The following is a 23,107-nucleotide window of genomic DNA, read 5'->3' as shown; positions in this document are numbered from 1 at the left end:
ATCATCGAACAGCGAGGCGGAGTGAACCCAGCCATGCGACCAGGAGCCGGCCCACTTCCCCGGGACGTTCCTGCTGCACCCAGTGGCCGCAGTCCTCGAGGACATGAGAGGAGACCAGGCCGGGGAGCGTCGTCGGGAAGGCCTCGACCGCGTCGGCCAGCCAGGCGAGGGAGGCGTCCTTTTCGCCGGCGAGGAAGAGGGACGGCTGAGTGATCGGGGCTCCGTCCCACTCGGCGAGGTCCTCCCAGTCCCGGTCGACGTTGCGGTAGCGATTGAGCGCTCCGGTGAGTCCGGTGCGCTCGAACTCGCCCGCGTAGTGGTCGAGTTCCGCGTCGGTGAGCCAGGACGGCCGGTCCTTCACGAACCGGTCGGAGAGCTGTCCGCCTTCGGGGACGAAGAAGACGCTGCCGTCCCCTGACGTGGGCATCGTGTCGGCCGACAGCGTGGCGTAGAAGCCCGCCAGCCAACCCCGTACGTCCGGCTCGATCTCCGCCTCCGCCCGGCCGGGCTCCTGGAAGTAGCCGACGTAGAACTCCTCGTCCCCGCCGATCATGGCGAAGGCGTCGGTCGGCCGGATCGCGTTCCGTGGTGCGTACGGGACGCCGAGCAGTCCCACGGCGGTGAAGACGTCCGGCCGGAGCAGGGCGGAGTCGGCCGCGATGGTCGAGCCCCAGTCGTGGCCCACGACCACGGCGGTCTCCTCGCCGAGGGCGCGTACGACCGCGACGTTGTCCTCGACGTGTGCCGTCATCCGGTACGCCGCCACGTCGTGCGGCTTGGAGGAACGCCCGTACCCGCGTACGTCGACGGCGACGGCACGGTAGCCCGCCGCCGCGAGCGTGGGAAGTTGGTGACGCCAGGAGTACCAGGACTCGGGGAAGCCGTGGACCAGGAGGACCAGCGGGCCTCTCCCCTGCTCGACCAGGTGAATACGGCCACCGGGGACGTCCACCAGCCGATGCCGCGCGTCCGCCGGTGTGTACGGGTCCGCGATCTCGGACACCTGCGACATACGTCCTCCTCGGGGTCGGGAATCCACTGATCTCGATCGTCGTAGGCGCGGTTGCGACGGCGCGACCGAAGTTGCTGTTCCGGCAATAACACGCCCTACTCACCGCCTCTTCAGCGCGCGCCCGACCGTCGGGATCCGGCCAGCTCCGAAGAGTGGGCGGGTCCGGTGAACCGGACGGTATGCCGGCACGTACTGAAGGAGGGCGTCCACCCTGCGTGGGCGCCCGCGCGGATGACGCTGTGTCAGGACAGGCGTACGGGAGCCATGGATGAGGCATGCACGACGGAACGTTCAGCGGTTCGCGCGGTTCGCCGCCATTGGCGGGCTGGTCTGCGGAGGGCTGATGGTCTCGCAGGCCATGGCGAGTGAGACGTCGACCGAGTCGGACCGGCCGGGCGCCGTGAGCCAGGCCGCCGACACGGGCCGGGGGCTCGTCTCCGAACTGGGCACCGAGCGTACGGCGGGTACCTGGATCGGTGCCGACGGGCGCCCGATGGTCGCGGTGACCGACGAGGAGGCGGCGGCCGACGTACGCAGGGCGGGCGCCGGGGCCAAGATGGTGGACCACAACATGCGCGAACTGCGGTCCGCCACCGCCACGTTGGAGGATTCGCCCCGCGTGTCCGGTACCTCGTGGTCGATGGACTACGCCAACAACCAGGTGGTCGTCCGCGCGGACAGCACCGTCTCCGCCGACGAATGGTCACGGCTGACCAAGGTCGCCGAGAGCATCGGGAAGTCCGTACGGATGGAACGCATCGACGGCACGTACACCACCCGTCTGAACGGCGCCGAGCCGCTCTTCGCCGGTGCGGGCCGCTGCTCGGCGGGCTTCAACGTGACCAACGGCCGGGCCGACTTCATTCTGACGGCGGGCCATTGCGGTCCCGAGGGCACCACCTGGTTCTCGGACCAGCAGGGCACCCAGCAGGTCGGGACGACCACCGACGTGGAGTTCCCCGGCAGTGGTGACTACTCCCTCGTTCGGTACGACACCGGCACCGTGCTCGAGGGACCCGATGTGGTGGCCGTCGGCAACGGCCAGGGCGTGCGGATCACCGGTGCGGCCGATCCGGCCGTCGGGCAGAAGGTCTTCCGCAGCGGGAGCACCACGGGGCTCCAGTCCGGCGAGGTGACCGGCCTGGACGCGACGGTGAACTACCCGCAGGGCACGGTCACCGGGCTGATCGAGACCACGGTGTGTGCCGAACCGGGCGACAGCGGCGGCCCGATGTTCGCCGACGGCACGGCGCTGGGCATCACCTCGGGTGGCAACGGGGACTGCGACAGCGGCGGTACGACGTTCTTCCAGCCGGTCACCAAGGCGCTGGACACCCTCGGCGTACAGCTGGCCGCCGATCCCGATTCGGCGGGCGGCCAGCAGGCGACGCCCTCGGCCCGCGACGACAACGCGGGCGCGGGCAACGACGCCGACAACGGGGCGGGCGCGGCCGTGCCGCCCGGCGGGGCCTCGACCGCACCCGGAGGCGTGGGGTCGGTGGAGACGGTGCCCGAGGGCGGGACGGACGACGCGTCGTCGCTGGTCGCGCGGATCGCGGAGTACCGGAATCTCGGGCCGGGGCTGCTGGTCATCGCGGGAAGCCTGATCGCGCTGGTGGCGATCCAGATCCGCATGGAGCGGGGACGCAGGCAGTACCGCAACGAGTACTCACAGAGCTGGGGCTGACATGAGCGCCGTACCGTGAACGGTTTACTGGAGGAATGACGCTTCCCGGCCCCACGCCTGACGACCACGACCGCGCCCCTGTCATTGCCGGCACCGCCGGCTCCTTCGCGCGGAGTGTGCTGGACGAGCGGCATCCGGCCCTCATCGAGCGGGTACGGCAGGCCACGCCGTATCCGCCCGAGCAGCAGCGTGCGCTGGACGCCCTCCTGGAGGAGATCACCGAGCGAGTGATCGAGCCGCTGGACGAGGCCGAACCGGGTGCCGAGCAGTGGCGGGACGAGCCGCACTACGGGCAGCGCTGGTCGGACGTCCCCTTCCTGTGGGCGGAGAGCTTCTTCTACCGCAAACTCCTGGCCTCCCTGGGCTACTTCACGCCGGGCCCGTGGCAGGGTGTCGACCCCTTCGCCCCGTTCAAGAACGCCGAACTCACCAGCTCCAAGGTCGACGACGAACTCTCCGCACTCGACCGCCTTCCCCAACTCCCCGCGGAGGAACAGGACCGCACGCTGCTGCACTCCTCCCTCTGGGGCAACCGTGCGGACCTGGGCTTCCAACTGTCCGCGGGCGCCGAGGGCTTGGGCGCACGCGTACCCGGACTCGTGGTGGACGACTCGGCCGCACTGTGGCAGACCCTGGCCGCCGCACAGCCCGGCAAGGTCTGCCTGGTCGCCGACAACGCCGGACCCGAACTCCTCCCCGACCTCGTACTCGCCGACCACCTGCTGACCACGCGCCGCGCGACCTCGGTCGTCCTGCACCTCAAGCCGTACCCGTACTACGTCTCCGACGCCACCACCGCCGACGCCCTCGCCTGCCTGGACCGCCTGACCACCGCGTCCGGTTACGCGGCGGACGTCGGCAAGCGGCTGCGGCAGGCGATCATGAGCGGCCGCCTGATCCTGCGTACCCACCCGTTCTCCTGTGCACCACTCCCCTACGCGCACATGCCGGCCGACCTCCGCGGCGACTTCGCGTCCGCCACGCTCACCCTCATGAAGGGCGACCTCAACTACCGCCGCCTCGTGGGCGACCACCACTGGCCCGCCACGATCCCCTTCACTGAGGTCACCGCGTACTTTCCGGCCCCAGTGGCGGCGCTGCGCACACTCAAGTCGGACGTCGCCACGGGCCTGGCGCCGCACACGCTCGAGCAACTGGACGCGACCGGGGAAGCCTGGCGGACGAGCGGAACGCACGCTCTGATCCAGGTGAGTGCCTGACCGTTCGCCGCGGCAGCCTGGAGACCGGCAGCGTGTCGGGCTCGTTGCGAGTCCGGCATCGTGGGCGTTCGTTTTCTGGCAGGCTCAGGTCATGCGTGCAGGGTTTCGGTGCTGGGCTGGAGGCTTGTGATGGAGACGCTCGACTCGCGGGATCCCCTGTCCGTCGCGGTGACCGAGGCGATCCGTGGTGGTGATGTGGGGGCGCTGCGGCAGTGTCTTGCCGAGCATCCCGGGCTTGCCGCCGTGCGGATCGTCGAGCACGGCTGTGGTGCCGGGAGCCGGACGCTGCTGCATATCGCCGCGGACTGGCCCGGTCATTTTCCGCACGGCCCCGCGGTGGTCGCCACGCTGGTGGCGGCGGGTGCGGATCCCAACGCCCGTTTCGACGGGGCCCATTCGGAGACGCCGCTGCACTGGGCGGCGAGCAACAACGACGTCCCCGTACTCGACGCGCTCCTCCAGGCGGGCGCCGACATAGAGGCCCCGGGTGCCGTGATCGGCGGCGGTACGCCGCTCGCCGACGCGCGCGGTTTCGGCCAGTGGCGGGCCGCGCGCCGGCTCGTCGAACTCGGGGCGCGTACGACGCTTCAGGACGCCGCGACGCTCGGCCTGCTGGACCGGGTGAAGGCCTTCGTGGAAGGCCCCGGACCTGCCGACGACAAGCCGGCGGAGCAGGAACCGGTCGACCACGACGCCCTCACCCGTGCCTTCTGGGGCGCCTGCCACGGCGGCCAACTGGCCACCGCCGAGTACCTGTTGGCGCACGGCGCCGACCGCGACTGGATCGGCTACGACGACCAGACCCCGCTCGACATCGCCCGTGCCGCGGACGCCGATGCCGTCGCCCACTGGCTGCGCGAGCAAGGGGCGAAATCGCGCGCCCAACTGCCATGAGCACCGGCGCGCTCAGCGGGCCTCCGGCGACAGCAGCCACGTGAGTACGAGCATGGTCTCCAGGTGGCGTTCGGGATCCGGGCAGGTGCCGTCCGTCAGCTGGGTGATCTGGCGCAGGCGGTAGCGGACGGTCTGCTCGTGGACGTGGAGGCGTTCGGCGGTGAGGACCGCGTTGTCTCCGCAGCGGAGGTAGACCAGCAGGGTTTCGAGGAGGGGTTCCCGGCGGCGGGGCGGGAGTTCGAGCAGTGGTCCGAGGAGGGTGGTCGCGGCGGCTTCGAGGAGGTCGCCCGACTGGAAGGCGGAGAGGACGGCCAGGTGGTCGACGCAGCGCAGCGGCGCGTCCGCGGACAGCACCCCGCGATCGACCAGGTCAAGTCCGCGCCGCGCCCAGCGCAACGACACCACGCCCGCGTCGACGGGCACCACGGGCCCGAGCGCCCCGCCCTTGGCCTTCGGCAGCCAACGCGGGCCGGGATCACGGGGGTTGGGCAGGATGAGGTACGGCGCGGCGGGGCTGCGGTCGGCGAGCACCTCGGGCGGCAGGACATGCATCTGCGGGTGATCTCCCGGCGGCAGCGCGAGCACGGCGAGGGTGCGCGGCAACTGCCAGCCGGCCGCCGCGGCCAGCTCGGCGAGCGGCCGCGGACCCTGCCCGGGCTCGGCGACCAGCGCGTCCCGCAGCCGGTCCCGCTGTACGTCGACCGGGTCACGGCCGCACACGCCGGCGTACCCGCGTGAGGCCGCCGCGATGGCCGTACTCATCAACTCGAAGGCGTCCTCGGTCATCGTCGCAAGGACGGATTCCGGCCAGCCCTCGCGATATGCGTCCTCGATGAGCCGGCGGCACGCCACCCGCCCTCCCAGGTCGAGCGCGTCTCTCAGCATGTCGAGGGGGTGGCCGAGGCGGCCGTGCTGGGCGCCGATGGCCTCATACAGGGTGATGAGCTCGGCGACGGCGGCGGGGCCGGGCCGGGTCACGTCGTGGAGCGAGACAAAACAGCTCACCGTCCGGTCGATGACCTGACGTACCGAAAAGCCGTCCGTGTCGTCGGCGATATGCGTGTAGTCCGGCAGCCCGGAGCGGACGGCCTTCTCCATCTCGTCGACGACGGCCGGGATCTGCCGCAGCAGCATCCGGCGCATCTCGCCCGGGAGCGGATCGGCGTCCTGTGCGTTCGCGAGGGTCAAGGTGCCTCCCGTGGATTCCCGTGGGGCTGAACAAGCCTGCGGGACTCCTGTGACGTACGCCAGATTTCGCGCGAGCGCACGGCGAAAGTGTCATCCCCCTTACACTCCACAACACGACGACTCACCCGCTCGTGCTAGCAAGGGAGTTGCCACGTGTCAGCTGCTGAGCCGTTCTTATCCAGGCGTCCGTGGCATGAACTGCCGCCGGCCCTCGCCCCGCGTCTGCGTACCCGGCTGCCGGAGCTCACCACGGAGATGGTGCAGGCGATCCGCCGGGAGGTACGCGGCTACCGGCAGCCGTTCGGCTCCGCCGTAGCCCGAGATGTCGCCGAGGCGGTGCGTCTGGCGGCCACCCAGTTCACCGAGTTGGTCGAGGAGCCGGACGCGCCACAGCACCACTATGTGCCGCACTTCAGAAGGCTGGGCAGGCTGGAGTACCTGAGCGGGCGCGGTATGGACGGGCTGCAGGCCGCGTACCGTATCGGCGCCCGGGTGGCGTGCCGCCGCTATGTGGACGTGGCGCGGGACGCGGCGCTGCCGGGAGAGATCGCCGTGCCGCTGAGCGAGGCCGTGCTCACGCATATCCACGCGATGGCCGGGGAGTCGGTGACGGGCTTCGAGGAGGCGCGGGCCGGTGCCGCCGACGACGTCCTGCGCAGCCGTCGGCTGCTCGTGGCACGGCTGTTGCAGCGCCGCCGCGATCCGCTCGCGGAACCGCTGCCGGACCTGGCCCGCAGGGCCGCCTGGCCGCTGCCGGAGCGGGTCCGCTGCGTGTTGCTGCCCGCCTCCGTCAAGGTGCCCGGCCTCGACGCCGATGTCCTCAGGGTGACCAGGGACGATGAGCTGCACCTGGTGGTGCCCGACGAACGGCTGTTGACGGTTTTTCAGGGCACCGGTGCGGCGGTGGGCCCGGCTGTCCCCCTGGAGGAGGCCTGGATCTCGCTGCACTGCGCCCGGCTGGCCCGGCGCCTGGGACGGACCAGCGCCCAGGACCACCTCGCGGAGCTGCACCTGCTGCACGGCTCCCCGATCGGAAGTCTGCTGGCCGACCAGGTACTTGAGCCATTACGAGCCCTCTCGCCGGGCAAGGCACAACGCCTCACGGAGACGCTCGACGCGCTGCTCGCCTCCACCGGGCGTACGGCCCCGGAGGTCGCCGCCGCGCTGGGCATCCATCCGCAGACGGCCCGCAACCGGCTGCGTCAGCTGGCCGCGCTGTACGGCGACCGGCTCGACGACCCGGCGTTCCGGTTCGACGCGCAGCTCGCGCTGCGCAGCAGGTCGGCAGGGCGTTCCTCGCTCCTCTGACAAACTTCCGTACAGAATTCAGCAGTTGAACGAGAAGCGGTACTGAACTTCTGTCAGCATGCTCAGCCGCATGAGACATGCGAGCACCCGCACCGTGAAACGACTCGGTCTGCTCTCCGGCGCCGCCGCCCTGGCGGTGACCGGTGCGAGCCTCCTCCCCCAGCAGGCGGAGGCCGGCCCCGCGGACTTCCAACGGGGTCCGGCGCCCACCGAGCAGTCCATCACCGCCGAGCGCGGCCCCTTCGCCACGGCCCAGACCACGGTCGACGGCCCGAACTTCAACAAGGGGACCGCCTACTACCCCACCGACACCAGCCAGGGCACCTTCGGAGCCGTGGCGATCAGCCCGGGGTTCGTGTCGCCGGAGGCCGTCATCAGCTGGTACGGCCCGCGCCTGGCGTCCCAGGGTTTCGTCGTACTGACCCTGGAGACCAACTCCGGTACCGACCAGCCCGACGACCGGGCGACCCAGTTGGTCAACGCGCTCGACTTCCTCGTCCAGAGCAGCTCCGTGAAGGACCGTATCGACCCCAACCGCCTTGCTGTGATGGGTCATTCGATGGGCGGGGGCGGCTCGCTCAAGGCCTCGGAGCTGCGGCCTTCGCTCAAGGCCGCCATCCCGCTCATGCCGTGGAACAACGACAAGACCTGGCAGGGCGACCGCGTGCCCACGATGATCATGGGCGCCCAGAACGACGCCATCGCGTCGCCGGCCTCGCACGCGAAGCCGTTCTACGACAGCCTCACCTCCGCACCGGAGAAGGCGTACCTGGAACTGAGGGGCGAGGGCCACCTGGTGGCGGTCTCCCCCAACGTGACGATCGCGAAGTACAGCATCGCCTGGCTGAAGCGGTTCGTCGACGAGGACGTGCGCTACGAGCAGTTCCTGTGCCCGGCTCCGACACCGAACCTGCAGATCAGCGAGTACCGGAACACCTGTCCCACGGGGTAGGGGGCTACCCGGACCGGCTCTGGTCTCCGGACCGGTCCGGGAGCGCGATCTCCGCCCAGAGGGAGTCGTGGTCGGAGTAGTCGCTGTGCTCGGTCTCGCTCCAGTACACGGTGGCGGACGGCGGGACGAAGAGGTAGTCGATCTTGTTCAGGCCGTAGGTCGCCTCACCGGCCCGGCACGGCACCGTCCAGTTGTTCATGTGGTTGCCGCAGGGACTGCCGGCCTCCTTGAACTCCCCCGTCGCCCCGTCCCCGTAGTCACGGTGGTAGAAGCTGTCAGTGGGCGCCTTTTCGGCGGTCGTGTTGATGTCGCCCAGAAGGAACTTCCGGTAGCCGCGGTAGGTGGTAGCCAGCAGCCGCTTCGCCTCGGCGGCCTCCTTCCGGCGGGCTTCCTGGAGTTCGGGAGCGGAACCGCTCGACATATGGATCGAGCACACCGCCAGGCGCTGTTTCTGCGAGCGTACGCAGAGCATTTCGCGCTGTTCGCGGCCGGCCGGTGAACCGAGGTCGTGTCCGCCTCCGGCCGGAGGGGTGAAGCCGAGGTCGTTGCGGAAGAGGATGGCGAGGCCGAACTCTGTGTCGTGCCAGCACTGCCCGGGGGTGCCGCGTTCCGACACCACGTTGTCGAACACCGCTGTATAGCCGGGCAGTTGGCTGTCGAGCCGCTCCGTCCAGTCGCGGCATCCCTCCTGGATGGTCACGAAGGCCGGCCGGCGTTCCTTGATGGTGCGTACGAAGTCGTCGGCGGCCTCCTCGCCCGCAGTCCCGTACTTCGGGTTGCCGCCCGCCATGTTGAAGGTGCCGATCCGGTACGGCGTCGTGGCCGGGCCCGCCTGTATGGGCGCCGTGCCCGGCGGTACTGGATCCGGGTTCGCTCGCAGGGGTGCCGCGCTGGGGGGCAGGCCGACGAGCAGCAGCAGGAGGGAAGCCGCCGCCATGACGGCCCGACGGCGGGACGAAGGCGGGGCGAGTTTTGTTGACGCTGCCATGAACGCAGTGCCCCCCTCTTGCTTCCGCTGCCCCACAACCATGGCACAGCGCCATCCTTCGCTGGAACAACAGGAGTTCTGGTCAGGTGATCCACAGAGCGGCCGAAAATTGCCGTTACCGCGGGCATAGTTGACCCGGGGCCCAACCGTGGAGGTGGGCGCGGAGGGGGACGTAACGGTGATCGGATACGTGCACCATCAGCTGAGGGGCGCTGCGACGGCAGCATGCGCCGTAGTGATCAGCGTGATCGTGGCCTACGGACTGCGCGATGCCTCGGAGGAGGACTGGAGCTTCTGGCAGGCCCTCGGCGGCATGCTCGCCCTGGGCGTTCTGGGTGGGCTCGTCTCCCTGTGCCCACTGAAGTGGGTGGGCGAGGTGGCGTCGTTCAAGTCGGCGCATCGTCTGGCCGACTCCGACACCGTGCCGCCCCGGAGGGTGGACCTGCGGCGCGAGCTCATCAGCGGCCGCCTGCTCACCCTCATCACCGTGCCGACGCTGATCGTCTCGTTCTGGATCGAGTGGTTCGCCCTGGCGCCGCTGGTGATGGCCGTCGACCGGCTGATGCAGGCGGGATACGCCGCCCGCTGGGAACGCAGGCACGGGGTGGTGCTGTGGTGGGGTCAGGTGAAGGGACAGCCCTTCACCGGCAACCAGCTTCAGTACTCGTCGTACTCGTCGCCGCCGCGGACATGAGGGGCCCCCGTCACCCCGGAGGTATCGCCCCCAGGGCCACGAGGGGCCGGGGTCAGGACTGCGGCGGGCGGTCCTGACGCTGCTCGCCGCCGAACTGGTCCTTGAGCTTGTCCTGGGCAGTGTCGACCTGGCCGCTGTACTTGCCCTGGGTCTTCTCGTCCACGAAGTCGCCGCCCTTGTCGACGCCTTTGGACGTCTGCTCCGGATGGCTCTTCAGCATGCTCTTGATCTTGTCCATCATGGACATGAGACATCCTCCTGATCAGCACACCCCCCACCCATCCAGGGTCACCGCAGGTGGGGGGTTTCGCATCCCAGGGAGGCGGGGGTCCAGCTGGGCCGCCGGAGGGCTACGCCTCCGTACGGCACTCGGGGTGGCCCCAGCCGTCAGGGTTCTTGGCGATGGTCGCGCCCGCCGCGTAGGGGCGGCCACAGCGGCAACGGCCCGGGAACTTGGCCTTGAGCGTGCGGGACGACGAGGCAGCAGAGGTGCGCTTCTTGGGAGACGCGGCCTTCTTGCCGCCGGACGACGGGGGCGGCTCCGGCGATCCCTGCTCGCTGCCCGCCGGTTCCTGGACGAACGCGGCCTGGCTCGCGGCCCGGTCGGCGAAGTCGTTGAGCGGGTCTCCACCGACTTGGTGCGCGGGTACGTAGCGGAAATCCACCTCGCGGCCCGCCAGCAGCTCGTCGATGCGTACGACGAGGTCCTGGTTGGCCACCGGCTTGCCCGCGGCCGTCTTCCAGCCGTTGCGCTTCCAACCGGGCAGCCAGCTCGTGACGGCCTTCATCGCGTACTGCGAGTCCATCCGGATCTCCAGCGGCACGCCCGGCTCGACCGCCGCCAACAGCCGCTCCAGCGCGGTGAGTTCGGCGACGTTGTTAGTCGCCGTACCCAGCGGTCCGGCCTCCCACGCGACGGGGGTCCCCGTCGCGTCGGCGATCACCCAGGCCCAGCCGGCGGGCCCTGGGTTTCCCTTCGACGCCCCGTCACACGCGGCGATAACGCGTTCAGCCATGCGTACGATCATGCCAGAGCGCTCCGCTGGGTTTGCCGTTCGAAGCTGCGGGTTCGTTGTGGCGGGTCGCTCCCCCACTCTCGGCTCCTCCCCCACTCTCGGCTTCGCTCGAGCGGGGGGACCCCCATGAGCGGGGGGACCCCCATCGCGGCGGAGCCGCATATGTCACAGCCCCGCGCCCCTGAGGAAGGCCTGCGGCCTCCTTAGGGCGCGTGCGCGAGCGGATCACCGTCCGTCCCTCAAGCCTCGCTGTATGTTGAACCACTGTGGGAGACGAAGGAGGCGCACCGGTGCCATCGCCGCAGCGGGCACGCGCGCAGGCGTCCGCGATCAGCTCGGGAAAGCCGGTCCCCGAGGCGGAGGCCGCCCCCTCCTCACGGTTGCGGGCGCTGTTCGACGGACCCCGGCTCTCCCCCGGCCAGCGGCGTATCGCCCAGTACCTGATCGAGCACATCACCGAGGCCGCGTTCCTGTCGATCACCGATCTCGCCGACCGGGTGGGTGTGAGCCAGCCCTCGGTGACGCGCTTCGCGACGGCGGTGGGTTTCAGTGGCTATCCCGCGCTGCGCGAGCGGCTTCAGTCGATCGCGCTCAGCACACTCGCGTCCGCGCCCGACGCCGCCGAGGAGGCCCGCCCGAACGAGCTCCAGGCGGCCGTCGACGCCGAGATCGACAACCTGGAGAACCTGCGGCGCGACTTCGCCGATCCCGAGCAGGTGATCGAGGTCGGCCGCGCGCTGTCGCAGTCGACGCCGCTCACGGTCCTGGGCCTGCGGATCTCCGGCTCGCTGGCCGAGTACTTCGCGTACGCCGCCCGCCGTATCCACCCGGACGTCCGGCTCGTGACACGGGGCGGCAGTGTCGCGTACGACGCACTGCTGCAGTCGCGCGAGGCGGGCGGGAGCTGGGTGCTGGCCTTCTCCATGCCCCGGCACGCGCACGAGACGCTCACGGCCCTGCGGGTCGCCCGGCGCGCGGGCCTGCGGGTCGCCCTGATCACCGACCTGGCGCTCGGCCCGCTGGCCGACGAGGCGGACGTGGTGTTCGCCTCCGGCACCGGCTCGCGCCTCGTCTTCGACTCCTACGCCGCGCCCGGCGTGATGTCCGCGGCCCTGCTCCAGGCGATGACCGACGCGGACCCCGAGCGCACACAGGCCCGCCTCGACGAGTACGAGCAGGGCGCGGAACAGCACGCGTTCTTCCTCAAGGATTGAAAGGACTGAGTGGTCGCCTTCCGCAGGGCATGATTCGGGCGTATTCAGCGGTACATCGACATGAATTTTTTCATGCGCTTGCGTACCCGACGGTATATATGAATACTTCTCGCTGATCGGGAGTCCCCCGAACCGCCCGCCGCCCCGGAAGCGATGACGATGTCCCTGACGTACTCACCGATCAGCACGGACTGGCCCCGCCAGGTGAAGACGCCCGGCAACCGGGACTGGGAACGATCGGCGGCCAAGTGGCTGCGCGAACTGGTGCCGTCCCGCTACGGCAGCTACCCGCTGCTGATCCGCGAGCCCGTTCTGCTCGCCCGCCACGCGCAGATTCAGCTCCAGCAGGAGATCCGGGTCGTCCGCACCGCGCTGCACAGCGCCCGGGCCGAGCTGCCCTCCATGGGGATGCCGGAGTCCGTCATCGAGCACACCATCAAGCTGTACGCCGCGGAACTCACGCAGCTGAACCACATCGCCCGCGGCGTACGCGTCGTCACCCAGGCCCTGGTGGACGGCAACAGCGGACGCACCGGACGCTGAGCCGACCAGGCGCCGCACTGCGGCACATGGCACTGAGTTCCCCGTGAACAGCGCACTGAGTGCCATTCCGCCTGGCCGATGCTAGGTTTCCGCACATGACCGTTCCCAAGCCGCCGATGCGGGACGCGCTCGTGGCGGCGGCGTTCCAGTTGTTTCTGGAGCGGGGGTACGAGCAGACCACCGTCGATGACATCGTGACGCTCGCCGGGGTCGGACGGCGGTCCTTCTTCCGGTACTTCCCGTCGAAGGAGGACGTGGTCTTCCCGGACCACGAGCGCTGTCTGGCCGATATGACCGAGTTCCTGGGCCGCGGCGGCGACGAGCACGATCCGGTGGTGCGGGTCTGCGACGCTGCGCGGCTGGTCCTGCGTATGTACGCGGAGAACCCGACGTTCTCGGTCCAGCGTTACCGTCTCACCAAGAAGGTCCCGGGACTGCGCACATACGAACTCTCGGTGGTCTGGCGGTACGAGCGGGCCCTCGCCGAATATCTGCGCCGACGCTTCGCGGGGCAGCCCGACGGGACACTGCGGGCCGATGTGATCGCCGCGGCCGTCGTCGCCGCGCACAACAACGGGCTGCGGTCGTGGCTGCGTTCGGACGGCGAGAGCGACGCGAGCGCGGAGGTCGACCATGCGCTCGCCCTTGTGCAGCGGACCTTCGCTCCGGGCGCCGGGCCCGAACCCGCGGAGGACGTCGAGGATGTCGTCGTGCTCGTCTCCCGGCGTGGGGCACCGATGTGGCGGGTGGTGCAAGAGATCGAGGCGACGCTGGAACGCCCTCCCGATTGACGAAACTGAGGGAACTGAGTGCCTTTACGCGTGGCACTCCGTGCCATACGCTGGATTCAATGCGGCGCACAGCAGTTGCGCGCGCATCACATCAGATTCCGGCCCAGCGCAGGGAGATGACATCGTGTTCCACCCGGGAAGCCGGACCACGGCGGGCGTACTCGACGCGGAGACGGCGACGACCACGAAACCGGCCGAAGAGGGGCTCTGCTACCAGCGTTGTCGCTGGTGCGGGACCGCCATGTTCCACCGGCTGCTCTGCCCGGTCTGCGCGGGCAGCGACCTGCGGACGGAGCGGAGCGCGGGCCTGGGCGTCGTACGCCACGCCACCATCGTCCAGCGCAACACCCCCGCCGCCCGCAATGTGTCCCTCGTCGAGCTGGCGGAGGGGTTCACGGTACGAGGGCGGGTGCAGGGTCCGCTCATCGCGATCCGTGTCGGTGACCGCGTACAGCTCACCACGGCCGCGGACCCGGTGCGCCACGAGCCCGTGTTCAAGCTCTGCGAAGAGCCTTACTCCGGCTGGTTCTGACCGGCTTCCGACGCGCGCGGGCGGGCTCGCGCGGGAACACTGTCAGGGTCAGCTGCCCGCGCGGAGCGTGGAGGAAGCCATGCAAGCCAAGGACGTTCTCGTCGACGCGTACAACCGTATCCAGGAGGAGGTCCACGCCGTCGTCGACGGACTCTCCGCGGACGAACTGAACGCCCGCATCGACGACGAGGCCAACTCGATCACCTGGCTCGTCTGGCATCTCACCCGCGTCCAGGACGACCACGTCGCCGATGCCTTTGGCCCCAAGCAGGTCTGGCTCGCGCAGGACTGGGCGGACCGCTTCGGCCTGGGGCTCCCTCGCAGGGACACGGGTTACGGTCACACCTCGTCGAAGGTCGCCAAGGTCCGCGTGGACTCGGGCGACCTGCTCCTCGGCTACCACGACGCCGTCCACGAGCAGACACTGACCTTCCTGCGCGACCTGGACGACGACGAGCTCGACCGCATCGTCGACGAGAACTGGTCGCCGCCCGTCACCCTGGGCGTCCGCCTGGTCAGCGTCCTCTCCGACGACCTGCAGCACGTCGGGCAGGCGGCGTTCGTACGGGGAGTCCTGCAAGCGCGTTGAGGGCCGTGTATTCGGCTGCTCCAGGGACACTCGCGTGAGGTACGGGTCCGCCGGCCATGCCGGAGGAACACGGGGCCCACGCACGCGGAGGAGTCGGGAACCATGCGGCACGACGAGCTGATCGGAAAAGTGCGGGAGCGGGCCGGACTGCCCGACCGGAGTTCCGCCGAGCAGGCCACGCGGGCGGTGCTGTCGACGCTGGCGGAGCGCATACCCGTCGGGCTTGCCGACCATCTGGCCGCCCAACTGCCCGCGCCGCTGGCCGAGTTGATGCGAGAGAAGGTGTCCTCGCCCGCCGGGAGCCCTGAGCGGCGCGGCTCCGGTGAGCGCTTCGACCTGACCGCGTTCGCGGGGCGGGTCGCCTGGCGCGCCGGTGTGCCCGAGGATGCCGCACTGCGGGAGGCGGTCGCGGTCTTCGAAGTCCTGGACGCGGCGATCGCACCCGACGAGATGGAGAAACTGGCGCGCGTCCTGCCCACGGACATCCGTACGCTGCTGCCGGTCGCCCGGGCCGACATCACTGAGGTGTAGGGGGCACGTCCGTGGAGATGTCGAACGTGTCCGAGAGACGGGTCAGCCGCAGGAGGCGTCTGTGGCGTGGGTCGTCGAGGACGAGGAGCAGCCGGCTCCGCTCGCCTCGTAGTCGATTGCGGATCCGGCACAGCAGTGACAGGCCGCTGCAGTCCAGGAACGTGACCTGCCGCAGATCGAGCACCAGCTGACTGGGTTGTGTGTCGCACACGGCGTCGAGGGAGGTCACCAGCTCGATCGTGGCCAGGAGATCCAGCTCTCCGGAGAGTTCGATGACCGTGCTGTCGCTCAGCGTCCGCTTCCGGAGGCCGTACGTCGGTTGCTGCACCATCGTCCCCACCCCCTTCGGGGTGTGCGCACATGCGTCGTCATGGCGTGCAGGGGCGAGTGGGGCAGCTCTCCCTTGGAGCCCTTGCGGTGCGGCTACCCCCTGTGGGCCACACCAATCGAGCCAGCCGTACGCGCGGAGGCCGAGCCTTCCGTTCCGCATGGCCGACGATCGCGGGGGTACTCGGCCTTCGCCCTGCCCCCTCATCACCAGGGAGAACGCATTCGGAGGGCGGAAGGAGTGGGACTCATGCGATTCCGTGACCGAAGGCAGGCCGGTGCGGCCCTGGCCGAACGGCTGCTCGTGCGGCGGGAGGAAGGGGCGCTGCCGGATCCGGTCGTGCTCGCCCTGCCGCGCGGTGGCGTCGTGGTGGCCGCTGAGGTGGCGCGAGTGCTCGACGCCCCGCTGGATGTGCTGGTCGCCCGCAAGATCGGAGCGCCGTTCCAGCCGGAGCTCGGCGTCGGCGCGATCGCCGGGGAGGATGAGCCGTTCTTCGACGAGCGGGCGCTGGACCGGCTCGGGCTGAGCAAGACGGCCCTCGAACCGATCGTGGAGCAGGAGCGGGACGAGCTGCACCGGCGCGAACAGCTCTACCGCAAAGGCAGAGCGATCCCCGAACTGACCGGCCACACCGCTGTCGTGGTGGACGACGGCGTGGCCACCGGAGTCACCGCGCTCGCCGCCCTGCGTTCCGTACGGCGCTACGATCCCGGCCGCGTCACGCTCGCCGTCCCGGTGTGCTCGCCGGAGGCGGCCCTGCTGGTGCGGGAGGAAGCGGACGAGCTGGTGTGTCTGCACGAGCCGGTGGCGTTCATGGCCGTCGGGCTCTGGTACGAGGAGTTCGACCAGGTCACGGACGACGAAGTGCTCGACGTCCTGCACGGATTGTCGTGACCGGACCGAAGATCCTGCTCACCGGGTGGTTCAGCTTCCTGGACGGGGAGGCCACGGCCGGTGACGTACTCGCTCTGCGGCGGGTGGAGCAGGCGCTGGCCCGCGAAGGGCTGTCGCACGACACGGTGTGGAGCCCCGGCTTCCGGCCCGAGGGCCTGCACCTGGCGGACGTACGGCCGGATGCGTACACCCATCTGGTGTTCGTGTGCGGTCCGCTGCATGGGCCCCAAGTCGCCCGGCTGCACCAGGAGTTCAGGACCTGCCGGCGTATCGCGGTAGGCGTCTCCGTGGTCGATCCCGACGATCCCGCCGTCACCGGATTCCACCTGGTGCTGCCGCGGGACGCCCCCGGTACGGATCCGGTGCCGGACCTGTCGGTGAGCGCCCCGGCCGGCCGGCCCACGCCCGTCATCGGGGTGATCCTCACGTACGGCCAGCAGGAGTACGGCCCTCGTCGGCGGCACGGCGATGTCGCCGACACGGTGACGCGGTGGCTCGTGGGCAAGGACTGTGCGCGGGTCGAGCTGGAGACGCGACTCGATACGCGGGACTGGCGGCTGAACTCGACACCCGAGCAACTCCAGTCCGTACTCGCCCGCTTGGACTGCGTCGTCACCGACCGACTGCACGGGCTGGTGCTCGCGCTGCGGACCGGGATCCCGGCGCTGGCGGTCGATCCGGTCGCCGGTGGCGCGAAGGTGACCGCTCAGGCGCGCGCCTGCGACTGGCCGGCCCTCGTTCCGGCGGAGCGGCTGGACGCCCGTCGGCTGGACCGTTGGTGGGAGTGGTGCCTCACGTCGGGGCGGTCTGCGGCTCGGCAGAGCCGGGACGAGTTCCTGCACGGCCCTTCCGGGGACGGCGTGCACGGGCTCGTCGAGGCGCTGTCGGCGCGGCCTCTCCGGTCGGGGCGACCCTCCGGTTAGTTAGTTCGCCGGAGCGCGGGGCACCCGTGGTCAGCGAACACCGCCCGTCGTAGAGGGAACGAAAATGGCGACAGGCCGACTCCCCGATCGCGAACAGCGCATTCTTGACGAGATGGAAGTGGACCTGCGACGCGACCGACGGCTGCGTCGCAGGCTGCGCACCCTACGGATCAAGCGACGGCTCAACCCCGCACGCGTCGCCGATTACCAGCCCCGCGTACCGACCGTCGTGCTCCTGCTGGCGGTGTCGGTGGTCCTGATGGTGGCGGGTATCCGTACCTCCGAGCCGGTCGTGATCTGGGCCTTCGCCGCGCTGTGGCCGCTGACGTTGTACGGGGTCTTCCGGCTGTTGTGCCGGTGGACGGAACCATGAGCCGGGGCTTGCCCCACACCCAGGAGCCGGGTTCCGCGCGTCAGCGCTGGTAGAGCCCAACCAGGGTGCCGCTGGCCAGTTGCTGACGGTCGAGGACGTTGCGCACGTCCTCGGCGGTGGCTTCGTCCGGGAGGGAGACGGGGCCCGGGAGGGCGTACAGGCGGAAGAAGTAGCGGTGCGCCTTGTCGCCGACCGGGGGCTGAGGGCCGCCCCATCCCGGTTCGCCGTAGCCGTTCCTGTGCTGGTGGCCGCCCGGAGGCTTCTCATCGGCGTCCAGGCCCTCGCTGCGTGGATCGATACCCGTCACCAGCCAGTGGATGAAGGTCCCGGACGGCGCGTCCGGATCTTCGCACACCAGAGCCAGTTCCACGGCCTCGTCGGGCACTGAGGACCAGGTCAGAGGCGGGGAGACGTTGTCGCCCTGCTTGGCGTAGCGGCCCGGGATCATGGCGTGATCATTGAATGCGGTGCTTTTGAGTTCGATTCCGGCCATGCGCGCCGCAGTACCCCGAAGGAGCGCGGGCACACCTGACGCGGCCGGAACGGTGTGGTTCGACCGCGGCGTTAGCGGCGCCCCGCACGGGGAACCCGGCATGCCACCCCCTCCGAACCGAGGAGGCCCCTGTGCGCAATCGTCGGCGGGTGAGCCGTACGCTCTGTGACTTTGACTCGTCGGTCGCGGCCGTCCGTGCGGTGAGCAGATTCATGCGCGGGCGCGACTTCCGCGCGCTGGGTGCGGGGCCCGCCTCCTCGCGTCTCGCGGCGCTCGCCTCGGCGCTGCCCCCCAGGGCGCAACGCCGGCTGTTCGTCACGGCGGGACGGTTCCAGAGTTCGCGCGCGTCCCGGGTGCGCGGGCTCACGAGTGAGGACCTGTCCTCCTGGACCGTCGGGGAGTACGGCCCCGGCCCGTATCCCGCCGTCTTCATCGGCTCCGTCAGCGGCGCCGCCGTACACCTCGCGGCCGCGATGGGTGCGCCGGTACTGCCGCAGACCTATCTGGTTCCGGTACGGGCCCGGGTGGACCCGGACCGCCCGCGGGACTCGCTCATGGCGGGCCTGGAACTGGGCCGCAGCATGGTGGCGGCCAACCCCGATCTCTCCCTGTGCCATATGCACGACCCGAGTCAGGACCGGGCCATGCTCGTCCGCTTCCTGTACTTCCGCGTCAAGCGGCTGCGGCTCGGGGCCACGCTGGAGCGGTTCCTCGAGGAGCGGCTGGCCCCCGGAGCGACGATCTTCATTGTGGACTGCACGCTGAGCTGGCCCGTCACCGTTCTCGGGGAGCGCCACAGCTTCCAGTTCGGCGCCCTGGGCGGCATGTCGCCCGACGAGTACATCACCGGAAGCGACCGGGTCGCCGAGCATCTCGCGCAGCAGCGGTCACCGGTACGCCGCTGGGACCCGCCGCCGGCGGACGAACGGCAGCCCGAGGCCGAGTGGGGATACGACGACGCTCTCACCAAGGACATCACCGAGGTGGCGGCCCGGCGCGGCTACCGGGTGCGGCGCATCACCCTTGAGGAACCCGAGCACTTGAGCCCGACGGTCGCGGAGTTGTACCGCTGGTGGCACCACCGGCGCGGACTGCCCGCCGAGCGGCTGCTGGTCGAGACGTACGACCAGTGGGAGCCGTACTGGACGCTGCGCCTGGGGGCGGTGCCGTTCTGGCTGCAGTTCACCGCCAGGTCCTCCGTCGAACTGTTGGAGCGCTACCTCCGCGGAGTCGAGCCGTACAAGCACATCGGGGTCAATCTCTTCTCCAACGGTCTGCGCTCGGTCGGCCAGGTTCCGGCTGCCGAGTGGGGCGAGGTGGCCGAGCGGTACGCGGTCGAGAGCGGCGGCACCCTCGGCGTGGACGAGCGTGCCTACCCGTGGGATTTCGGCGCCACGATGCGGCACCGGCCCGCGCTCGCGGCGCTGCCCGAGCGGTACCTGATGCCTCCCCCACTGCGCCTCGACGAAATGGACGAGTTCCTCACCCACTTCCCGGCCACCTCGGCCCCGTTGCCGCCAAGGGTCGAGAGCCTCGGCACGGCGGGCGGATGATGACCGTGGCCACCCGGCAGAGGAAGAACGACCGGCCATGAACACACGCGAGCAGCACACCCCGGCGTTCCCCGAGCACACCGAAATCACCTACTACGACGGCGACTTCGGGCGGATGCGCAGTCGTGCGGTCGGCCGCAGGCAGCCGTCGGTGCCCGAGGTCGTACTCGTCCAGGGCATGGGCGTGTCCGACTACCTGCTCCCGGGCCTTGCGGCGTTCGGTGAGTGGACCCGGGCCCATCTGGTGGAGCTGCCGGGATTCGCGGGCAGCGGGGATCCCCCGCATGAGATGGACGTACGGGAGTTCGGGAGCTGTGTCGCGGACTGGCTGCGCGAGCGGGACCTGGGGCAGGTGGTTCTCGTCGGGCACTCCAGCGGTACTCAGGTCGCCGCCCGGGCCGCCGTGGACCACCCGGACGTCGTGGGCGTCGTGCTGGCCAGCCCCACCGTCGACCCCATGGCCAGAAGCCTGCCGCGGCTGCTGCTCCGCTGGCGGCTGGACTCCCGCCACGAACCGTCCGGGCTCAGCGAGAACCATCGCCCGGAGTGGAAGCGGGCCGGAATCCGCAGGATGGTGCACATCGCGCTGGTGCACCGGGCCGACAGGCTGGAGGACTCCGTCGCCCGGCTGCGCGTTCCGCTGCTCGTGATCCGTGGCCGTGAGGACCGGATCAGTACGGCCCGCTGGGGCCGGGAACTCGTCGGCCTCGTGCCGGACGGCCGGTACCTCGAGGTGCCGGGGGCGCACACGTTTCCCTGGCTGGTTCCTGACGCGTGGTCGGGACCGGTGCGGGAGCTGGCAGCGGCGGCGGGGCGAGTCTGAGCCCGGGGGTGCGGTCACCCCGGGGCAGTGCTGCCCATGCCGGTGGGGGGACGTCCGGACCGTGCCAGATGTCTGCTTGCGCTCACATGCGACGAGTGCTCTTCGTACGACGGGCCAACCGCGGCGCGCGCTCAGCACAGATCGGCGCCATGCCGAGATACACCCCTCTTCCCGTTTCGGGCCAAAGGCGGGGGTAACCCGTTCTGCGTGAACGGCAACGAAGCGAGGTGAACCATGCAGCACGATGCCTTTATCGGTCAGGTTCAGGCCCGCGCCCGGCTGGACAGTCGCGGTGCGGCCGAGAGGGCTACCCGGGCCAGCCTGGAGACCCTCGCCGAACGCGTTCCGGCATCGGTCGCGGAGAAGGCCGCGGCCCAGCTGCCGCAGGAGGTCGGTGAGCATCTGCGCCGGGTGGCGTACACGCCGGGCGAGCCCTATACCGGCATCCGCATGGACCGGGAGGAGTTCTTCAACCGGGTGGCGCAGCGTGCCGGAACCAGCTACCCGAAGGCCCTGCACGAAGCCCGCTGCGTGATCGAGGTCGCGACCGAGGCCACCAACGGTGCTCTGGCCACGCAGATCCGCCCCGCACTCGACGACGACCTCGCCGAGGTCCTCTTCGCGGGCAGTACGGACTAGCGCACGGCGGCACACCAGGCCCACAAGTCCGCAGAAACGCCTGGTGCGCGCGGACAGACCACCGAGGAGACCCGCACCCTGCTGCACGACCTGGTCTCCGTACCCCGCCTGGTCACCGAGCTACAGGGGTCCGACACCCCGGACCAGGGACCGCGCTTCGAGACCAAGCCGCGGCTCTGAACCACTCAGGAAGTGATCGACATGCCCGAGCCCGGAAGCAAGAAGTACGACACCCGGCGTGCGCGGCTGCGCAAGGAGGCGGAGGCGGCCGGAACCCCCGATCAGCAGGCCAACGAAGAGGCCAACGAGACGTTGCAGGAGGACCCGGACTGGCGCAGCCGCGGGCCCCGCACGGAACGCGGTCGCGGCCCCAAGGGCGAACGCCCGGAGAGCGCGGACTGAACCGCTCGGTCCATGTCGCTCAACGGCCCGATCCGGTGATGAGGCCGGCCTCACGCGAGCGTGCGGCTTCGCCTCGTCACTGGTCCAGCTCGTCCTCCACCGGCGGCTTCTCCACGGCACGCAGCCGCTGCGCCTGTCCCGGCTTTCCGCCCTGACGCGCCTGCTGCGCCTGTTGAGAGGGGCTGAGGTCCAGGTCGGAGTCCGGATCCACGCGCACGGAGCGTGCGACGTCCTCCTTGTTCGTGTACTCCTCCGGCGGCACGGCGCGCAACGCCCGCACGACCTCGTCCGACGCTCCGGCGACCTGGGCCGCGCGCACCAGCTCGTCCTTGTCCGCGGGGAAGGTCACGCCCTTCAGAGCGTGCAGGACCTCCTGTACGTTCGTGTGAGCCATGGGACTCCCCTCACTCGGTCCTCCGGACCGGTCTCGTACGGCTTCCGCGAGTACCCCGGACGTTCGGTTCCCATGCGCGGGCGCATGATCGGCCAGGTGCGCGTCACCGCCCGCTCAGCCCGTGTACCTGCGGGCCGTCGAATGGCGCTGGGCGTGTTCCAGCAGTTTCAGCCGGGCCTCGACATGGGGCGGCAGCACGGTCCGCTCGCGCAGGACCCAGGGCAGTCCGGCGGCCGCCTCGCCGAAGGCCCGGAGGGAAGCCCGGTCGCGGGGGACCGTCCGCGCGAGATGCAGGGTCCGGCGCAGTGCGGCGGGGGCCGGGCGGCGTAGCCAGGTGAACCACAGGGTGTTGCGGATGCCGTGCGTGCGGCGTTGTGTGGAGTCCCGTACCGGCGACGGACTGTGATGGATCGTCAGTTCCTCGGCGTAGGCCAGCCACCAGCCGTCCGCCGCCAGGTCCGCGGCGAGCAGCTCCTCCTCGCCGCCGAGCCACAGCCGCGGACAGAAGCCGCCCGCGGCGCGGAACGCGTCGGTGCGCAGCACGGTGGCGGCGGCCAGGAAGGAGCCGAGGGCGGGGCCGGGCAGCCAGCGGGGGCCGGGGATCGGGGAGTTGCGCAGTTCTTCGACGATCGGGTCCTCGGTGCCGAACGGTTCCACGAGGATGCGTGCCGTGACGGCCGCGAGCCGGTCGCGGGGGTCCAGGAGGTCCGCGGCGCGGGACAGTGCTCCGGGCGCCCACCAGGAGTCGTCGTCACAGAAGGCCACATAGGGCGTACGCACGTGTCGTACGGCCAGGTTGCGGCCGACGGCGCCGAGGTTGCGGCCCGGACGCAGCAGCCGTACGCCCGGATGGCGGCGGGCGACCGCTTCGGCGGTGCCGTCCGTGGAGGCGTTGTCGGTGACGATCACCGGCGGGGCCTCGGGGAGTTCGGCGAGGTGGTCGAGAGTGCGCAGGAGTTCGGTCCGCCGGTTGTGCGTGATTACGACCACGGTCGTCCGGTCATCGCTCACGGGGCGCCTCCTCGACGCGACGCACGGCCCGCTCGATGTGCGGGGGCAGCGGCCTGCGGGCGCGCAGCGCGGCCGGCAGCCGCGCCAGCGCGGCGCGCAGGGCCCGCCGGGCCTC

28 protein-coding genes are annotated in these 23,107 nt (G+C 70.5%); 19 read left to right on the top strand and 9 right to left on the bottom strand.

From position 1 onward, the window contains the following. Position 1 precedes the first annotated feature (1 nt). Positions 2–1,012 (bottom strand): alpha/beta fold hydrolase, encoded by a 1,011-nt coding sequence (locus ACYVO6_RS38180; RefSeq protein WP_461069560.1) that lies wholly within the window; start codon positions 1,010–1,012, stop codon positions 2–4. Between the two features lie 268 nt (positions 1,013–1,280). On the opposite strand from ACYVO6_RS38180, the gene ACYVO6_RS38175 reads away from it, so the two are divergent. The 3 genes from ACYVO6_RS38175 to ACYVO6_RS38165 all read left to right on the top strand — a co-directional run bounded on the left by ACYVO6_RS38175 (position 1,281) and on the right by ACYVO6_RS38165 (position 4,813). Beyond that, the gene (locus ACYVO6_RS38175; protein ID WP_461069558.1) at positions 1,281–2,699 is read left to right on the top strand and encodes a S1 family peptidase; all 1,419 of its coding nucleotides are present in this window, start codon (positions 1,281–1,283) and stop codon (positions 2,697–2,699) included. 35 nt (positions 2,700–2,734) lie between these two features. After that, on the top strand, positions 2,735–3,919 hold the full coding sequence (locus tag ACYVO6_RS38170; RefSeq protein WP_461069556.1) for a damage-control phosphatase ARMT1 family protein: 1,185 nt from the start codon (positions 2,735–2,737) through the stop codon (positions 3,917–3,919). Between the two features lie 129 nt (positions 3,920–4,048). Next, positions 4,049–4,813 (top strand): ankyrin repeat domain-containing protein, encoded by a 765-nt coding sequence (locus tag ACYVO6_RS38165; RefSeq protein ID WP_461069554.1) that lies wholly within the window; start codon positions 4,049–4,051, stop codon positions 4,811–4,813. Between the two features lie 12 nt (positions 4,814–4,825). Here ACYVO6_RS38165 and ACYVO6_RS38160 read toward each other — a convergent pair whose 3' ends face one another. Beyond that, positions 4,826–6,001: a helix-turn-helix domain-containing protein gene (locus ACYVO6_RS38160; RefSeq protein ID WP_461069552.1), complete on the bottom strand. Its 1,176-nt coding sequence runs from the start codon at positions 5,999–6,001 to the stop codon at positions 4,826–4,828. A 153-nt stretch (positions 6,002–6,154) separates the two neighbouring features. On the opposite strand from ACYVO6_RS38160, the gene ACYVO6_RS38155 reads away from it, so the two are divergent. Both ACYVO6_RS38155 and ACYVO6_RS38150 read left to right on the top strand, forming a co-directional pair. Then, the gene (locus tag ACYVO6_RS38155) at positions 6,155–7,309 is read left to right on the top strand and encodes a helix-turn-helix domain-containing protein (RefSeq protein ID WP_461069550.1); all 1,155 of its coding nucleotides are present in this window, start codon (positions 6,155–6,157) and stop codon (positions 7,307–7,309) included. A 70-nt stretch (positions 7,310–7,379) separates the two neighbouring features. Continuing rightward, a complete protein-coding gene (locus ACYVO6_RS38150) occupies positions 7,380–8,261 on the top strand; it encodes a poly(ethylene terephthalate) hydrolase family protein (protein WP_461069548.1) in 882 nt (293 codons plus the stop codon). Positions 8,262–8,265: 4 nt separating this feature from the next. On the opposite strand, the gene ACYVO6_RS38145 is transcribed toward ACYVO6_RS38150, so the two are convergent. Further along, on the bottom strand, positions 8,266–9,249 hold the full coding sequence (locus ACYVO6_RS38145; protein WP_461069546.1) for an endonuclease/exonuclease/phosphatase family protein: 984 nt from the start codon (positions 9,247–9,249) through the stop codon (positions 8,266–8,268). 235 nt (positions 9,250–9,484) lie between these two features. Between ACYVO6_RS38145 and ACYVO6_RS38140 the strand changes: the two genes are divergently transcribed. After that, complete coding sequence (locus ACYVO6_RS38140) at positions 9,485–9,943, top strand: hypothetical protein (protein WP_461069544.1); 459 nt, start codon at positions 9,485–9,487, stop codon at positions 9,941–9,943. A 52-nt stretch (positions 9,944–9,995) separates the two neighbouring features. Here ACYVO6_RS38140 and ACYVO6_RS38135 read toward each other — a convergent pair whose 3' ends face one another. Next, the gene (locus ACYVO6_RS38135; protein ID WP_461069542.1) at positions 9,996–10,190 is read right to left on the bottom strand and encodes an antitoxin; all 195 of its coding nucleotides are present in this window, start codon (positions 10,188–10,190) and stop codon (positions 9,996–9,998) included. Between the two features lie 103 nt (positions 10,191–10,293). After that, positions 10,294–10,971 (bottom strand): ribonuclease H family protein, encoded by a 678-nt coding sequence (locus tag ACYVO6_RS38130; RefSeq protein ID WP_461069540.1) that lies wholly within the window; start codon positions 10,969–10,971, stop codon positions 10,294–10,296. A gap of 278 nt (positions 10,972–11,249) precedes the next feature. Here ACYVO6_RS38130 and ACYVO6_RS38125 point away from each other — a divergent pair, with 278 nt between their 5' ends. The 6 genes from ACYVO6_RS38125 (at position 11,250) to ACYVO6_RS38100 (ending at position 15,159) form a co-directional block, all read left to right on the top strand. Beyond that, on the top strand, positions 11,250–12,173 hold the full coding sequence (locus ACYVO6_RS38125) for a MurR/RpiR family transcriptional regulator (RefSeq protein ID WP_461069538.1): 924 nt from the start codon (positions 11,250–11,252) through the stop codon (positions 12,171–12,173). Between the two features lie 159 nt (positions 12,174–12,332). After that, positions 12,333–12,716 carry a hypothetical protein gene (locus tag ACYVO6_RS38120; protein ID WP_461069839.1) on the top strand — a complete coding sequence of 128 codons (384 nt, stop codon included), beginning with the start codon at positions 12,333–12,335 and terminating at the stop codon, positions 12,714–12,716. A gap of 116 nt (positions 12,717–12,832) precedes the next feature. After that, the gene (locus tag ACYVO6_RS38115; RefSeq protein WP_461069837.1) at positions 12,833–13,507 is read left to right on the top strand and encodes a TetR family transcriptional regulator; all 675 of its coding nucleotides are present in this window, start codon (positions 12,833–12,835) and stop codon (positions 13,505–13,507) included. A gap of 124 nt (positions 13,508–13,631) precedes the next feature. Continuing rightward, entirely contained in the window at positions 13,632–14,039 is a 408-nt protein-coding gene (locus tag ACYVO6_RS38110; RefSeq protein ID WP_461069536.1) for a Zn-ribbon domain-containing OB-fold protein, read from the top strand. 79 nt (positions 14,040–14,118) lie between these two features. Further along, positions 14,119–14,628: a mycothiol transferase gene (locus ACYVO6_RS38105; protein WP_461069534.1), complete on the top strand. Its 510-nt coding sequence runs from the start codon at positions 14,119–14,121 to the stop codon at positions 14,626–14,628. Between the two features lie 102 nt (positions 14,629–14,730). Next, positions 14,731–15,159: a DUF2267 domain-containing protein gene (locus tag ACYVO6_RS38100; RefSeq protein ID WP_461069532.1), complete on the top strand. Its 429-nt coding sequence runs from the start codon at positions 14,731–14,733 to the stop codon at positions 15,157–15,159. Here ACYVO6_RS38100 and ACYVO6_RS38095 read toward each other — a convergent pair. Then, on the bottom strand, positions 15,146–15,490 hold the full coding sequence (locus tag ACYVO6_RS38095; protein ID WP_461069530.1) for an STAS domain-containing protein: 345 nt from the start codon (positions 15,488–15,490) through the stop codon (positions 15,146–15,148). The two genes, ACYVO6_RS38100 and ACYVO6_RS38095, sit on opposite strands and share 14 nt — an antisense overlap. A gap of 246 nt (positions 15,491–15,736) precedes the next feature. Between ACYVO6_RS38095 and ACYVO6_RS38090 the strand changes: the two genes are divergently transcribed. The 3 genes from ACYVO6_RS38090 (at position 15,737) to ACYVO6_RS38080 (ending at position 17,677) form a co-directional block, all read left to right on the top strand. Next, positions 15,737–16,381: a phosphoribosyltransferase gene (locus ACYVO6_RS38090; RefSeq protein ID WP_461069528.1), complete on the top strand. Its 645-nt coding sequence runs from the start codon at positions 15,737–15,739 to the stop codon at positions 16,379–16,381. Further along, positions 16,378–17,304: a polysaccharide pyruvyl transferase family protein gene (locus ACYVO6_RS38085; protein WP_461069526.1), complete on the top strand. Its 927-nt coding sequence runs from the start codon at positions 16,378–16,380 to the stop codon at positions 17,302–17,304. The genes ACYVO6_RS38090 and ACYVO6_RS38085 overlap by 4 nt, the downstream gene beginning before the upstream one ends. 64 nt (positions 17,305–17,368) lie before the next feature. Then, positions 17,369–17,677 (top strand): DUF3040 domain-containing protein, encoded by a 309-nt coding sequence (locus ACYVO6_RS38080; protein WP_461069524.1) that lies wholly within the window; start codon positions 17,369–17,371, stop codon positions 17,675–17,677. Positions 17,678–17,717: 40 nt separating this feature from the next. On the opposite strand, the gene ACYVO6_RS38075 is transcribed toward ACYVO6_RS38080, so the two are convergent. Beyond that, positions 17,718–18,170 (bottom strand): YbhB/YbcL family Raf kinase inhibitor-like protein, encoded by a 453-nt coding sequence (locus tag ACYVO6_RS38075; RefSeq protein ID WP_461069522.1) that lies wholly within the window; start codon positions 18,168–18,170, stop codon positions 17,718–17,720. Between the two features lie 212 nt (positions 18,171–18,382). On the opposite strand from ACYVO6_RS38075, the gene ACYVO6_RS38070 reads away from it, so the two are divergent. The 4 genes from ACYVO6_RS38070 to ACYVO6_RS38055 all read left to right on the top strand — a co-directional run bounded on the left by ACYVO6_RS38070 (position 18,383) and on the right by ACYVO6_RS38055 (position 21,587). Next, complete coding sequence (locus tag ACYVO6_RS38070; RefSeq protein ID WP_461069520.1) at positions 18,383–19,723, top strand: hypothetical protein; 1,341 nt, start codon at positions 18,383–18,385, stop codon at positions 19,721–19,723. 37 nt (positions 19,724–19,760) lie between these two features. Then, positions 19,761–20,546, top strand: coding sequence for an alpha/beta fold hydrolase (locus ACYVO6_RS38065; protein ID WP_461069518.1), 786 nt, complete (start codon positions 19,761–19,763; stop codon positions 20,544–20,546). Positions 20,547–20,780: 234 nt separating this feature from the next. Beyond that, positions 20,781–21,185 carry a DUF2267 domain-containing protein gene (locus ACYVO6_RS38060; RefSeq protein WP_461069516.1) on the top strand — a complete coding sequence of 135 codons (405 nt, stop codon included), beginning with the start codon at positions 20,781–20,783 and terminating at the stop codon, positions 21,183–21,185. Positions 21,186–21,386: 201 nt separating this feature from the next. Next, positions 21,387–21,587: a hypothetical protein gene (locus ACYVO6_RS38055; RefSeq protein ID WP_461069514.1), complete on the top strand. Its 201-nt coding sequence runs from the start codon at positions 21,387–21,389 to the stop codon at positions 21,585–21,587. Between the two features lie 76 nt (positions 21,588–21,663). Here the strand turns inward: ACYVO6_RS38055 and ACYVO6_RS38050 are convergent, their stop codons facing one another. Together ACYVO6_RS38050 and ACYVO6_RS38045 are read right to left on the bottom strand one after the other, a co-directional pair. Beyond that, positions 21,664–21,981: a DUF2795 domain-containing protein gene (locus tag ACYVO6_RS38050; RefSeq protein WP_461069512.1), complete on the bottom strand. Its 318-nt coding sequence runs from the start codon at positions 21,979–21,981 to the stop codon at positions 21,664–21,666. A gap of 114 nt (positions 21,982–22,095) precedes the next feature. Continuing rightward, positions 22,096–22,992, bottom strand: coding sequence for a glycosyltransferase family 2 protein (locus ACYVO6_RS38045; RefSeq protein WP_461069510.1), 897 nt, complete (start codon positions 22,990–22,992; stop codon positions 22,096–22,098). Between the last annotated feature and the right edge of the window lie 115 nt (positions 22,993–23,107).

The sequence above is a fragment of the Streptomyces pseudoechinosporeus genome (assembly GCF_054783935.1).
The sequence above is the reverse complement of the archived record's forward strand: the minus strand, read 5'-3'. Positions and strand labels throughout refer to the sequence as shown.